The organism is Streptomyces sp. NBC_00376 (assembly GCF_036077095.1).
Lineage (GTDB): Bacteria > Actinomycetota > Actinomycetes > Streptomycetales > Streptomycetaceae > Streptomyces.
On sequence record NZ_CP107960.1, the window covers coordinates 4927941 to 4941148 of the forward strand.

The 13208-nt window shown below is 70.0% G+C and carries 13 protein-coding genes and 1 pseudogene; 5 read left to right on the forward strand and 9 right to left on the reverse strand.

The window, feature by feature from the left end; genetic code table 11:
• Nucleotides 1-17: 17 nt before the first annotated feature.
• The 6 genes and pseudogenes from OG842_RS22295 to OG842_RS22320 all read right to left on the reverse strand — a co-directional run bounded on the left by OG842_RS22295 (nucleotide 18) and on the right by OG842_RS22320 (nucleotide 3966).
• The gene (locus OG842_RS22295) at nucleotides 18-380 is read right to left on the reverse strand and encodes a DUF983 domain-containing protein (protein ID WP_266731993.1); all 363 of its coding nucleotides are present in this window, start codon (nucleotides 378-380) and stop codon (nucleotides 18-20) included.
• 71 nt (nucleotides 381-451) lie between these two features.
• Entirely contained in the window at nucleotides 452-1243 is a 792-nt protein-coding gene (locus tag OG842_RS22300) for a DUF4253 domain-containing protein (RefSeq protein WP_266731994.1), read from the reverse strand.
• A 67-nt stretch (nucleotides 1244-1310) separates the two neighbouring features.
• Nucleotides 1311-1982 carry a maltokinase N-terminal cap-like domain-containing protein gene (locus OG842_RS22305; protein ID WP_266731995.1) on the reverse strand — a complete coding sequence of 224 codons (672 nt, stop codon included), beginning with the start codon at nucleotides 1980-1982 and terminating at the stop codon, nucleotides 1311-1313.
• A 30-nt stretch (nucleotides 1983-2012) separates the two neighbouring features.
• Nucleotides 2013-2264, reverse strand: a complete 252-nt coding sequence (locus tag OG842_RS22310; protein WP_266731997.1) for a DUF397 domain-containing protein — start codon at nucleotides 2262-2264, stop codon at nucleotides 2013-2015.
• Nucleotides 2261-3045: pseudogene (locus tag OG842_RS22315) on the reverse strand (helix-turn-helix domain-containing protein). Before OG842_RS22315 ends, OG842_RS22310 begins: the two are co-directional and overlap by 4 nt.
• Nucleotides 3046-3162: 117 nt before the next feature.
• The gene (locus OG842_RS22320) at nucleotides 3163-3966 is read right to left on the reverse strand and encodes a HEAT repeat domain-containing protein (RefSeq protein ID WP_266731999.1); all 804 of its coding nucleotides are present in this window, start codon (nucleotides 3964-3966) and stop codon (nucleotides 3163-3165) included.
• 68 nt (nucleotides 3967-4034) lie between these two features.
• On the opposite strand from OG842_RS22320, the gene OG842_RS22325 reads away from it, so the two are divergent.
• Both OG842_RS22325 and OG842_RS22330 read left to right on the forward strand, forming a co-directional pair.
• Nucleotides 4035-4502, forward strand: coding sequence for a hypothetical protein (locus OG842_RS22325; protein ID WP_266732001.1), 468 nt, complete (start codon nucleotides 4035-4037; stop codon nucleotides 4500-4502).
• A 41-nt stretch (nucleotides 4503-4543) separates the two neighbouring features.
• Nucleotides 4544-5161, forward strand: coding sequence for a GNAT family N-acetyltransferase (locus OG842_RS22330; protein WP_266732003.1), 618 nt, complete (start codon nucleotides 4544-4546; stop codon nucleotides 5159-5161).
• A 65-nt stretch (nucleotides 5162-5226) separates the two neighbouring features.
• Here the strand turns inward: OG842_RS22330 and OG842_RS22335 are convergent, their stop codons facing one another.
• Nucleotides 5227-5964 (reverse strand): hypothetical protein, encoded by a 738-nt coding sequence (locus OG842_RS22335; RefSeq protein WP_266732004.1) that lies wholly within the window; start codon nucleotides 5962-5964, stop codon nucleotides 5227-5229.
• A 270-nt stretch (nucleotides 5965-6234) separates the two neighbouring features.
• On the opposite strand from OG842_RS22335, the gene OG842_RS22340 reads away from it, so the two are divergent.
• Entirely contained in the window at nucleotides 6235-6828 is a 594-nt protein-coding gene (locus tag OG842_RS22340) for a serine hydrolase domain-containing protein (RefSeq protein WP_266732005.1), read from the forward strand.
• A gap of 44 nt (nucleotides 6829-6872) precedes the next feature.
• Here OG842_RS22340 and OG842_RS22345 read toward each other — a convergent pair whose 3' ends face one another.
• Nucleotides 6873-7613, reverse strand: coding sequence for a DUF4232 domain-containing protein (locus tag OG842_RS22345; protein WP_266732007.1), 741 nt, complete (start codon nucleotides 7611-7613; stop codon nucleotides 6873-6875).
• Between the two features lie 315 nt (nucleotides 7614-7928).
• On the opposite strand from OG842_RS22345, the gene OG842_RS22350 reads away from it, so the two are divergent.
• Nucleotides 7929-9317 carry a helix-turn-helix domain-containing protein gene (locus OG842_RS22350; protein WP_266732009.1) on the forward strand — a complete coding sequence of 463 codons (1389 nt, stop codon included), beginning with the start codon at nucleotides 7929-7931 and terminating at the stop codon, nucleotides 9315-9317.
• A 67-nt stretch (nucleotides 9318-9384) separates the two neighbouring features.
• Here OG842_RS22350 and argS read toward each other — a convergent pair whose 3' ends face one another.
• A complete protein-coding gene (gene argS, locus OG842_RS22355; protein ID WP_266733744.1) occupies nucleotides 9385-11157 on the reverse strand; it encodes an arginine--tRNA ligase in 1773 nt (590 codons plus the stop codon).
• Nucleotides 11158-11408: 251 nt separating this feature from the next.
• Between argS and lysS the strand changes: the two genes are divergently transcribed.
• Entirely contained in the window at nucleotides 11409-13175 is a 1767-nt protein-coding gene (gene lysS / locus OG842_RS22360; protein WP_266732010.1) for a lysine--tRNA ligase, read from the forward strand.
• The last annotated feature ends 33 nt before the right edge of the window (nucleotides 13176-13208 follow it).

Consider the following 13208-nt stretch of genomic DNA (forward strand, 5'->3'; position numbering starts at 1 on the left):
TTCCTCCGTCCGGAGATTCAGGGCCAGTTGATCAGGGTCATGAAGGCGACCCAGGTGAAGAACACGGTGGCGGGCGCAGCCACGGCGAGGCCGATCGCGGCCGGTGGCCTGCGCCTGGTGAACACCCAGCTCGCCACCAGGACGACCAGAGCCAGCAGCAGGCCGCAGCAGGAGACCGTCCAGGCCGGACCGAAACTCGCGTCGAATCGGTCGGCATCCGCCTCCGAGCAGGAGTCGCAGGCCATCGGCGAAAGCATGCTGTACACCAGGGCGAAGAACGCGAGCGGGAGCGTGACGACCGTGGAGATCAGCGAGGCGATCCAGGTGTGCCGGGGGCCGTCGGTGCGGTCGGGGGCTTCGTCCGTGAGGTTGTCGGGCATGCGTGTGATTCAACCGGGCGCCCCGGTACGGCACATGAGTTGCCGTACCTAAGGCCTCCGGTCGCTTCGGGTCAGTCCCACCAGAAGGACCAGGTCTCCTGGTTCAGCACCATCTTCTCGGCGTAGACGTCCAGGTCGTACGGCGGGTTCTGCTCGATGTTGTCCGGGCAGAACGCGAAGTGCTCGGCGGCGACCGCGCGGGCCTCCGGGAGGGTGGTGGGCGGGCGGCCGACCGAGACCATCAGGGTGTCGAAGCCCAGCACCACGACCCGTATGCCGAAGCGGTCCTCCCAGGAGCGGAGCACGGCGCTGAGCCGGGCCGTGTCCTCCTCGTAGTTGACCGGACCCGACCAGCCGATCGCCGCCGGTATGTCCGCGCTGCGCCGGGCCGGGACGAGCGCCAGCCGTGAGCCGGCGTACCAGCCGTCCGGGCCGACGCACTCCTCGGCGATCGCGGCCGCCAGGTCGTCGGGGGTGTCCTGCCCCTCGGCGGCCGGGACGGGGGCCAGGCCCGGCCAGTCGCCTTCTGCGGCGTCGAGCTCCTCGGGCGCGCAGTCCTCCCAGTACTCGCTGAGCACCTCCTCGGCGTCGTGATCGCCGGGGTACGACGTGCTGTCCGGGATCAGGTCCCAGGTGTCGGGCCACTGGTCGCGCCGCCCACCGTCTATCAGCACGGGGAGCAGCCCGCCCGCCCGCCCGGCCGCGCGCAGCGTGCGCCATGTGCCGTGGGTCGCGGGCTCATCGGCACACCAGAGCAGTGGCTCGTGCCAGGTGCCGTCGATCGTGGCGTCCACCAGTGAGCCGGGCGGGAGTTGGAGCCCTGACGTGGCCAGGGACGGAAGCGGATTCGGGAGCGTCGCCATGACCACGACTCTAGGCGCGGCCACTGACAATCGGCCGGGCGCCGCAGTGCGGTGTGGCGCGGTGCGGCTACGGGTGTGCGTGAACCTCGACGAACGTGGTGGGCGCCGTGGTGCCGTCGGGCAGTGGTGCGGGCGCGGTGACGTGGCCGAGCGCCTGGCCGTTCGCGCTCTGGCCGGGCCGGCCGGGCCGGAGTTCGCGGTTGACGCGGAGGGTGAGTTGGCGCCCGTCGGGTGCCGTCGTGACCAGGATGGCTGTGCCGTCCGGGCTGTTGGTGGCGGTGGAGGCGGCGAGCTCCGCCGTGATGCCCGGTTCGTCGAGCCGGGCGGTGACGGACGGGTCCGGGGTGTCGCTCGTGCTCTGCATCTGCGGCTCGGCCTCGCCGACGACGAGCGCGAGCAGCTGGGCCACGACGACAGGGTCATGCGCCCCGTCGTACACCCAGCGCTGCCCCAGCACGCCGTGCTCGGTCGTGCCGATGAGTGCGTCGTCGGCGCCCGGGAGCGGTGCGCCTCGGTAGCTGAACAGCACCTGGTACTCGGCTGGTTGGTCCCCCGAGGTGTCGGTGACCACCATGAACTCGATCCCGACCTCGCCCTTCGGGTCGTCCAGGCGGAATCCGCCGGTCCGGGCCAGCTCGGGCTGCTGCCCCGTGCCGCGGTACCAGGGCTGTGCGGGCAGCCAGGTGGTGAGGAGTTCCAGCTTGGTGGGCGTCAGGGTGGTGTGGTGGATGACAGCCATGGCGGTGGTATTCCTCCCGGGGACGTGGGCTCAGACGAGTCGCGGGTCGGCGGCGAAGCCGGCGAAGGCCGTCCAGGTGGTGGGGGCGACGGTGAGGACGGGGCCGTCGGGGTTCTTGGAGTCGCGGATGTGGATGGCGGCGGGGTGGGCGGCGATCTCGACGCATTCGCCGCCTTCGCTGCCGCTGTAACTTGATTTCTGCCAGTCGTAGGCGACTTCGAGGCACTGCCCGCCCTCGTCGCCGCTGTAGCTGGACTTGAACCACTTACGTGCAGTGCTCATTGCTCTCCCAGCAGACGGTCCAGCAGGCCCACGGTGGCCTCGGGGCTGAGGGCCTGGGCTCGCAGCATCGCATATTTCCGGGCGAGGATGCTGACCTCATCGGGGTCGGAGACGAGCAGGCTGCCGCGCTGTGTCTCGGAGTAGGCGACGCGCTGGAAGTCCGGCGTTTCCAGCAGGGTGAAGGGGCCGTTCAGTCCGGCGTGGGTGCGGTGGTTCAGCGGCAGGACCTGGAGGCAGATGCCGGGGAGCGCGGCACACGTCCGCAGGTGGTTCAGCTGCTCCGCATGCCCATCGTCGTCGAGGAGTTGGAGCATCAGGACCGGTTCCCAGACGACGAAGCTGATGGTCGGGGCGACGGCCGATGAAGGATCTCCTGGCGTTCCAAGCGGGCTTCCGTCTGGATGGCGACCTTCTCCTCGCTGAAGGCCGGGACCCGATTGCGGAACACCGCCTCGGCGTAGCGGCTCGTCTGGAGGAGGCCCGGTACGACCTGGTTGTCGTACCAGGACAGCGCCAGGGCCTCCCGTTCCAGTTACAAGTACTCCTCCGCCCACGCCGGGACCAGGTCGATCTCCGGCAGGTTCGCCACCGCCTCCTTCAACGCGCCCTTGATGTCCAGCCGTTCGTCCAACTTGGCGGCGAGGTCGGGCAGCAGGGCGCGTCTGCCCTGTTCGATGGAGGCGATCGTCTCCACCTGATGGCCCACCAGGTCCGCGAGTTGGGCCTGGGTCAGGCCGGCCGCCCTGCGGAAGACGGCGACCAGTCTGCCCACGAGTTTCATTGCCGACGCGTTCTTGCGCTTCCGCTTTCCGGGGTGCATACGGAGCGAACTTCCACGTGCGCGCTCGCGTCACGCGCGCATGACCCGTACAAGAAATCTGTACGGGTGCGAGTCCCGTCAGGACCGGGGCTCGGGCGGGGTCCATTCGACGGCCTCCCGGACCGTCGCGTCCGGGTCCTGGGCGAGGCGGTGGAGGAGTTCCTTGGCGGCCGGGCTCGACCAGTTCTCGACGGCCCATACGAGGGCCCTGCGGACCTTCGGGTCCGGGTGGTCCGCGAGGTGCGCCAGTTTGTCGACCGGTCCCCGTCGGCGCATCCCGAACCAGTGGAGGGCCTGGACGAGTTGTTCGGAGTCGCCGGGGCTGCCCGCCGCGGCGATCCGGCGCACGAGGACCGCGGAGGCGGGGGGAGGGCCGTCGAGCGGGTGCGGGCGGCGTTGCCGCAGGCGCTGCGAGCCGTACTCGCCGCGTACCCGGCAGCCGAAGCAGGTGCAGGGCACCTTGCCGTTCGAGTCGGGGAAGTAGCGCCAGCCGGTGACCTGGCTGACCGCGCGGATGCGGTGCACCTCGCGCTTGGTGACCGGCCGGGGGACGAACACCTCCCAGCCGCGCGGGTCGGGCAGGGCGGAGACCCGGCGTACGGCTTCGGCCGCCGTGACGGTCGCGGGGTCGCGGTGGTAGCGGCCCAGGGTGACGGGTTCGTCGTCCGGCAGGCGGATGTGCACGGCGACGAGTCCGCGCGGGCCGCTGCGCCTGGACAGTTCGCGCAGCCACTGGTGGGTGAGGGTGTACGAGGGGAGGACGGGGAAGCAGTAGAGGCCCCGTGGCAATGAGGCGTCGCGGCCGTGGCTGATGGCCCGTATTCCGGAGCGGCGGACGCGTGGAGCGTTCGCCGCAGGTGTCAGGTGCACGAACATTGCCATGCGGGCGATGCTAACGAGTGGGTGTGCGGTCGGCCGGGTCCGGTGTGTGTTCTGGGATGCTCGGCGGTGTGGATACGGGCAGCGTGGTCGTGCAGATGATCGTCGTGCGGTGGACCGTGTCGTCCCGGGGCGGCGAGGGTGCCCGACTTCGAAGCCGGGTGCCGAAGGGGTTCCTGCTGCCCGAGGGGGTGTCCGGGCCCGTTGTCCACCGTGTGGACTGCGACGAGCCGAACGGGTTCGTGCCGCGCTTCCGTACGATCGACAGTCTTCGCCCGCTGGAGAGCGACACGCCGTTGCGGCTCGCGGTGGAGGCCGACGGCGTACGCGTCTTCGCCGACCGGAACCGGCGGGTCACCGCTCCTCCTGCCCGTCGGCTGGCGGCCGGGCAGTGGCTGCGCTGGCGGGACACGTCCAGCGGGCGCCGGCGGGTCCGGATGACGCTCGTGAACGTCGCGGCCATCGGCCGCCCTCCGTCGAATCTATTTCTCGGGGCACCCGTGTACAGCGCCGAATCCGTGGAGACCTGGATCGGGTAGCAGGCGGCCCGCCGGCCGTTGTTGATCATCAAGAGTGCAGAATGGGTCGTATGTCGATAACGAACACCCCTGAAACGGCAACGGTCGACGATGCTGAGGAGATCGGCCGCATGCTGGCCGGTGCCTTCGACGACGACCCGATGATGCGTTGGTTCTTCCCCGAGGACTCCTCCCGCGAGGAGGGGATGGCCCGCTACTTCAGCACGATCTTCGCCCGGCAGTACGTCCGGCACGGCGTGTGCGAGCGGACCGGCGCGGCGGCCGCCTTCTGGGTGTCGCCGGAGGGCCAGGAGAAGGCCGTTCCCGACGCGGAGACCGTCCAGGAGCTCGAGAACATTCTCGGCGACCGGGCTCCGCTGTTCCGTGAGGCCGTCGAGGCAGCGGCCGAGCACGGGCCGAAGGAGCCCCACTGGTATCTGGCGGTGGTCGGCGCGGACCCGGCCGCCCGGGGGCAGGGGCACGGGGCGGCACTGCTGCGTTCGGGCCTGGCCAAGGCCGACGCGGCGGGCCTGCCCGTCTACCTGGAGTCCTCCAAGCCGGACAACCTGCCCTTCTACGAGCACTTCGGCTTCACCGTGCTCGGCGAGGCGGAACTGCCGGGCGGCGGACCGAAGCTGTGGGCCATGCGGCGCGCTCCCCGTACGCGGGACGGCGCCTGAGGACCGCGTACCGACCGACTGGCTGAGACTGGCCGACTCCACGTTCCGCAGCAGTCGGAGAGCGGCTAGAGCTTGTCGGCGCAGAGGAGGCGTTCGCTGTGCACCGGGTCGTTGTCGATCAACGAGTTCTCGGTGAACATGGCGTCCGCCTCGCCGTCGCACGGGTCGTCGAAGCCGCCCACGACGGCGTCCTCAAGGATCTTCGTGACCTTGTGGGTGGCGCCGTCCTTCTTGCCCTTGGTGCGGCAGGCCACTTCCGAGACAGGGCTCCCGTTCTTGGCCGCGCTGTGCACACAGTCACCGACCTCGATCCGCGGGCCACCGCCCCCGCCGGGGTCGCCGGGGTGCGGGGCCTTCAGGTTGCGCATGCAGGCGTAACCCTCGCCGGAGACCGGCTTGTCCTCCAGGATCGCGATACTGACCGGCACGTTGACCGCGAAGTCGGAGTTGTCGGAACAGAGAGTGGCCTCGAACGGATCGGGGAAGCCGGTGTCGACCCGGTAGATGACCTTCGCGACGGCCTCGGGGCCGTCGCAGGGAACCTCGCGGTAGACGACCTTCTGGCCCGGCTCGGCGGCCGCGCACTCACCCTCGGCGAGGAACTGCTCTCCGTACGACGGGTTCACGGAGGGGGCCGGCGGGGCGACGGCGGTGGCGGATGCCTGGGTCAGGTCCGACGGATGGTCGTCGCCCGCCTTCCCGCATCCGGTGATCAGCGCCAGCGCCGCGACCGTGGCGGCGGTCGCGGCAGCGGCAGCGTGGCTGCGTGATGACGGCGGTATGCGACCGCTCTTCGTACGCACGTTTCCCCCTCGGGCTCGATCTCCGATTCTACGATCGACTGCCCTCGGGGGAACGTGAGTTGCCGGAGCGCCGAGTCTCGCCTTCGTGGTGGTCGCGGAGTGGGTGCGGTCACCGCGACAAGGGGGGATACCCCGATCGCCGATGCGGATGACCGCCCCATCGTGCCGACCCGCACCCGGCGGGCACCGTGGAGGGCACAGAGCAGCGGAGATTGATGAACCGTCAGGTGCGTCGCCGCTGCCGTGACTTCAAGGATTGAGGACGTACACGTGACGAAGCGCAATACGAATTACCTGCTCGCCGGCCTGATCATCGAGAAGGTGACTGGTCACACGTATGCCCAGGAGATCCGCAAGCGCATCATCGAACCGCTGCATCTGCGCAAGACATACGTGCCGCGCGCCTCGGCGATCCCCGGACCGCACCCGCGCGGTTACGCGCAGCCCGGCGAGGACGCGCCGCTCCTGGACATCACGGAGGTCGACCCGTCCGTCGGCGGTGCGGCCGGCGGGATGATCTCCAGCGGCACCGACCTCAACCGGTTCCTGGGCGCCCTCCTCCGCGGAGACCTGCTGCACCCGGCCGAGCTCCGGGAAATGATGAGGACCCGGGACACCGGCAACGAGGACGGCCGTGCGTACGGCCTCGGTCTGGAGAGCAGGCCGCTGCCCGGCGGGGGTCTCTACTGGGGGCACGCCGGTGACTTCCTGGGGTTCGAGACCATGGCCGGTGCCACGGTCGACGGCAGGCGGGCGACGGTCATGGTGAATCTCGGCCCCGGGGGTTCGGACGCCCAGAGCGATGACATCGAGGCGGCGGTCCGGACGGCCCTGTCCGCGGGCCGTCTCTCGGCCCGCGGGTAGCGTGTCCGAGCTCGCCGCCTTCGCCGGGACCGGGCACCGGAGGATCAGTACGTGAGGGCGGCGTCCATTTCGCTCTGCCAGTAGGTGACGAAGCCGTTGTCGCCCCAGGAGGTGCCGGCGGGGAGCGTCAGCTCGGCCGGGGCACCCGTGGAGCCCTGGTTGGCCTTGCCGGTGAAGTACACCGAGAGGTGGGTGCCCTTGTGCAGTTCCTGGCCGTCGGGCTCACCGGACAGCCCGATCGAGGCGTAGGCGGACTGCCCCGGCTCAAGGGTGACCACGGCCTGCGGGATGCTGTCGCGGAGGACCGGGAAGGCGGCCTGGGCGTCGTCGAACCGGAGCGCCGGGGCGTGGTAGGCGTAGCAGGGGCCGGAACCGGTGTTGGTCGCGGTGAGCAGCAGGTGGTTGATGGGGCGGCTCACCTTGGTGACGGTGACCTTGGTGTTCGAGCCGGTGCAGGTGACGGGGGACTTGCTGCTGTTCCCGGTGGTGCTGCTCTGGCCGTTGGTGTCGCTCTTCCGTCCGCTGGTGGAGCCGGTGGAGTTCTTGGAGCCGGAGGCCGTGTTCTCGGCCGGGGACTTGGAGTCGGTGCCGGAGTCGGTGTCGGCTCCGGTCCCCTGGGTGTCCTTGCCCGTTTCCTTGCCCGTGTCCGTGGCGGCGGAGTCGCTCGCCGTGGTCGACGGGCCGGACATCGCGCCGTCCTCGGTGCCGTTGCAGGCGGTGAGCGAGAGGGCGGCCAGGAGGGCGGTCGCGGCGAGGGCGGTGGTGCGGATGCGGTTGTTGCGCATGGTGGTGGTACTCCCCGTGCGTGGGCCGGTGTTGATGTTCGGTCAGTTGTGGCAGATCAGGGCGATGACGATCGTGGTGGACACGATCACCACGCTGATGGCCACGGCATCGATGAGCTCGATGCGGAAGTGGATTCGCACTGCGTTGTCCCAGTGGTCGCTGCGGTGTGTCCACAGATTGCGGGGTGACGGATTCCGGCCGCAACGCCGAACAGCCCATTGGGGATGCTGGAATGGCTGCGCGTACTGTGACCTGGGCAGATTCCACGTCCCTGGAACGGTGTTCCGGGACGGACAAGGAGGGGGAACGCTGCAGTGGCGACGCCGGAGGCCGCAGAATTCGCGGCTCTGCTGAAGGAACTGAAGGACCGTTCGGGACGCAGTTACGGGGTCCTTGCCGGAAGACTGCACGTCAGTACGTCAACACTTCACCGGTACTGCAACGGGGACGCGGTGCCCAATGAGTACGCCCCGGTGGAGCGGCTGGCGCGGTTGTGTGCGGCGACCCCGGAGGAGCTGGTGGAGCTGCACCGGCGGTGGATCGTGGCGGATGCGGCGCGTAGACGCCCTGCCGTGGCTGCGCCGCCCGAGGCTGTTCTTGCGCCTGATCCTGATCCTGATCCTGTTTCCGCGCCTGCGCCTGCGCCTGCTTCTGCGCCTGCGGAGCCGGTGCGGGATGCGGTTTCCGAGCTCACGCCCGAATCCGAACCCGCGATCCTGGCCGGTGGGGCGGGACGGCCCCGGCGGTTCCTGGCCTCCGCACGGACGCGGGTGCTGCTCGCGGCCGTCGCCGTCGTCGCGCTGACCGTGCCGGCCTCGATCGTCGTCAGCAATCTGTCGGGTACGGACAAGGACGATCTCAGCAACGCACCCGCCGTGGACCCGAAGGACCCGGACGAGCCCGAGCTCGCCGGGCCCGGCCACGACGCGAGCGCCACCGCCTCACCGAGCGGGGCGAAGAAGTCGGGCAAGCCCGTGCCGTCCGGCTCGGCGACCGTCTCGTCCCCGCCGTCCGGCGGCGCCTCCGCCACGACCGGGGGGCGCGGCACGGGATCCGGTTCGAGTGGGCGGCAGAGCGGGGGCGTGCCGCTGAGCGCCACCATCAGCTCGTACAACTGGGAAGAGCCCTGCGGCCAGCACTACGTGTTGGACCAGAAGCCGGAGGACGTGCCTCCGCCGCCCTCGCCGCAGGGCACCCGGGGCTGGGCCAAGGCGCTCGGCGGGGTGGACGGCGGCAGCATGCAGCTCGAGCTCACCGTGCAGGGGAAGTCGGGGCAGGCCGTCGTGCTGAACGGACTGCATGTGCGGACGCTGTCCCGGAAGGCGCCGTTGGCGTGGTCGGCGTACTCGATGGGCGAGGGCTGCGGGAGCGGTATCACCCCGCAGTCCTTCGACGTCGACCTCGACGACGGCCGGCCGAACCTCACCCCGGTGGCGGGGCAGCAGGGGGACGAGCGGGTGCCGCCGAAGGACTTCCCGTTCCGGGTGTCCTCCACCGATGTGGAGGTGTTCGACCTCAAGGTCCACGTCGAGGGGCACGACGTCAGCTGGTACCTGGACCTGGAGTGGAGCAGTGGCGGCCGGACGGGGATGCTGCGCATCGACGACGGCGGGAAGCCGTTCCGTACCAGCAGCATCCAGGCGCGGCCGAAGTACATGTACCGGTACGACACGGCCCAGTGGGTGACCAAGGAGTGGGACTAGCGTCCCTCGTGGTCACGGCCACCGGGCCGGGGCGTACGGAATCCGTACTGACTGACCGACGTCCTGGTCAGAGGCGCTCGGGGGTCCGGATGCCGAGCAGCTCCATGCCCTGGTGCAGGGTGCGGGCGGTGAGGTCCGAGAGGAAGAGCCGGTTCTCGGCCACATCGCCCGGCACCTCGGGCTTGAGCACCGGGCACTGGTCGTAGAACGTCGTGAAGAGCGACGACAGCTGGTAGAGGTACGAGGCCAGCTTGTGCGGCTCGTACGCGGCGGCGACCTCGGCCACGACCTCGGCGAACTGGTCCAGGTGCAGGGCCAGCGCGCGCTCGGCCGGGGCCAGCTCCAGCTCCGGGTGGGGCTGGGACTTCAGCTCGCCCGCCTTGCGCTTGATGGAGCGGGACCGGGCGTGCGCGTACTGGATGTACACGCTGGTGTCGCCGGTCAGCGAGACCATCTGGTCCAGGTCGAACTTGTAGTCGCGGGCGGCCGACGTCGACAGGTCCGCGTACTTCACCGCGCCGATGCCGACCTGCGTGGCCCGCTCGGTGATCTCGTCCTCGGTGAGGTCCTTGGCCTTCTCGCGCACGACGGCGGACGCCCGGTCGATCGCCTCGTCCAGGAGGTCGGCCAGCCGGACCGTCTCGCCCTCGCGGGTCTTGAACGGCTTGCCGTCCTTGCCGAGCACCGTGCCGAAGGGGAGATGTACGGCCTTGACGTCCTCGTTCAGCCAGCCGGCCCGGCGGGCGGTCTCGAAGACCATCTTGAAGTGCAGGGCCTGCCGGGCGTCCACGACGTACAGCAGGGTGTCCGCCTTGAGGTTCTGCACCCGGTCGCGGATCGCGGAGAGGTCCGTCGCCGCGTAGCCGTAACCGCCGTTCGACTTCTTGACGATCAGTGGCGCCGGGTTGCCGTCCGGGCCCTTCACGTCGTCGAAGAACACGCAGAGCGCGCCCTCGGAGCGGACGGCGACCCCCGACTCCTCAAGGATGCGACAGGTCTCCTCGAGCATGTCGTTGTAGCCGGACTCGCCGACGATGTCGGCGTCCCGGATCTCCATGTCGAGCTTGTTGAAGACCGAGTAGAAGTAGATCTTCGACTCGTCGACGAAGCGCTGCCACATGGCGAGCGTCTCCGCGTCGCCGGCCTGGAGCGCCACGACGCGGTCCCGGGAGCGGGCCTTGAACTCCTCGTCGGAGTCGAAGAGCGCGCGGGAGGCCTTGTAGAGCCGGTTCAGCGAGGACATGGCGGCCTCGCCCTCCGCCTCGCCGCCGGCGCCCTCGTGGGTCAGCTCGCCCGGGTGCTCGGTCAGGTACTGGATGAGCATGCCGAACTGGGTGCCCCAGTCGCCGATGTGGTGCCTGCGGATCACGGACTCGCCCGTGAACTCCAGGATCTGCACCATCGCGTCACCGATCACGGCGGAACGCAGGTGGCCGACGTGCATCTCCTTGGCCACGTTCGGCTGCGCGTAGTCGATGACGGTCGTGCCCGCGGCGCTGTTGTACGGCACACCGAGCCGGCCCTCGTCGTCCGCGGCGCGCGCGGCGAGGGTCTCGATGATCGCCCTGTCGGCGAGCGTGACGTTGAGGAAGCCGGGGCCGGAGACCTCGATCTCCTTGATCAGGCCGCCCGCCGGGATCGCGGCGGTGACCTGCGAGGCGAGCTCGCGCGGGTTGCCCTTGAGCTTCTTGGCGAGGGCCAGGATGCCGTTGGCCTGGAAGTCGGCCCGGTCGCTACGTCGCAGCAGCGGGTCCGCGGTGCCGGCATCCGGCAGAGCTGCCGTCAGGGCGTCCGCCAGCTGCTGCTGGAGCGTGGAAGCGAGGGAATTGACCGAGGCCATGAGCTGGCTGCCGTTTCCGTAGGAGTACAAGGGATCACGCCCAGTATTCCACGGGCGGTAAAGCCGTTTTCTTCGCGCGGGCCGTGAGGCGTTCGCGTTGCCGTTCCCGAAGCCGTTCCCGCGTGCGGGCCGTAAGCCGTTTTCGTGCCGCCGGTGGACCTGGGAGAATGGGCTCAGCCCCCAGGGGCTGCCCTGTGAGTCCCACAGGGGTGTTCCAACGAGTTCCAACGAGTCCTACAAGAGAGAAGGACGTGCAGACCGTGGCTCAGAGTCAGAGCAGCACCGAGGCCGACTGGGTCTCCCGCTTCGCGGACGATGTCATCGCCGAATCGGAGCGTCGTGCGCCTGGCAAACCGGTCGTCGTCGCGTCCGGCCTCTCCCCGTCGGGCCCGATCCACCTGGGCAACCTCCGCGAGGTCATGACCCCGCACCTGGTCGCCGACGAGATCCGCCGCCGCGGGTACGCCGTCCGGCACCTGATCTCGTGGGACGACTACGACCGGTACCGCAAGGTCCCGAACGGTGTCCCGGGGATCGACGAGTCCTGGGCCGAGCACATCGGCAAGCCGCTGACCTCGGTGCCCGCCCCGGCCGGGTCCGCGTACCCGAACTGGGCCGAGCACTTCAAGGCCGCCATGACGGACGCGCTGGACGAGCTGGGCGTCGAGTACGACGGCATCAGCCAGACCGAGCAGTACACGGCGGGCACCTACCGCGAGCAGATCCTGCACGCGATGAGGCACCGCGCCGACATCGACGCCGTCCTCGATCGGTACCGGACGAAGAAGGACCCGGCGGCCGCGGGCGCCAAGGGCGGCAAGAAGCCACAGCAGCAGAAGAAGGTCGACGAGGCCGAGCTGGAGGCCGAGGCGGGCTCCGGCGCGGCGAGCGAGGACGACGGCAGCGGCGGTTCGGCCGGCTACTTCCCGTACAAGCCCTACTGCGGCAACTGCGAGAAGGACCTCACGACCGTCACGTCGTACGACGACGACAGCACCGAGCTGAACTACACCTGCACGGCCTGCGGCTTCGCCGAGACGGTGCGGCTGAGCGAGTTCAACCGCGGAAAGCTGGTCTGGAAGGTCGACTGGCCGATGCGCTGGGCGTACGAGGGCGTGATCTTCGAGCCGAGCGGGGTGGACCACTCCTCGCCGGGCTCCTCGTTCGTCGTCGGCGGCCAGATCGTCCGCGAGGTCTTCGACGGCGTGCAGCCGATCGGCCCGATGTACGCCTTCGTCGGCATTTCCGGCATGGCGAAGATGTCCTCCAGCAAGGGCGGCGTGCCGACGCCGGCCGACGCGCTGAAGATCATGGAGGCGCCGCTGCTGCGCTGGCTGTACGCGCGCCGCAAGCCCAACCAGTCCTTCAAGATCGCCTTCGACCAGGAGATCCAGCGGCTCTACGACGAGTGGGACTCGCTGGCGCGCAAGGTCGCCGACAGCTCGGTGCTGCCGGCCGACGCCGCCGCGTACGCGCGGGCCATCGGCACGGCCGCCGGTGAGCTGCCGAGCACGCCGCGCCCGCTGCCGTACCGGACGCTCGCGTCGGTCGTCGACATCACGGCCGGGCACGACGAGCAGACGCTGCGCATCCTGAGCGAGCTGGACCCGGAGAATCCGCTGACCTCGCTGGACGAGGCGCGGCCGCGTCTCGACCGGGCCGAGAACTGGATCACCAGCCAGGTCCCGGCCGAGGCCCGCACGATCGTGCGCGAGGAGCCGGACAAGGAGCTGCTCGGCTCGCTGGACGACCAGGGGCGCCAGTCGCTGCGGCTGCTCCTGGAGGGGCTGGACTCGCACTGGTCGCTGGACGGACTCACCACGCTCGTCTACGGCGTGCCGAAGGTCCTGGCGGGCCTGGAGCCGGACGCCAAGCCGACGCCCGAGCTGAAGGTCGCGCAGCGGTCGTTCTTCGCGCTGCTGTACCGGCTGCTGGTCGGCCGGGACACCGGGCCGCGGCTGCCCACGCTGCTGCTGGCCGTGGGCGCCGAGCGGGTGCGCAGGCTGCTCGGTGAGTAGGCTGCGGGGCGCGTAGACGCCTTTTGCGCCTTT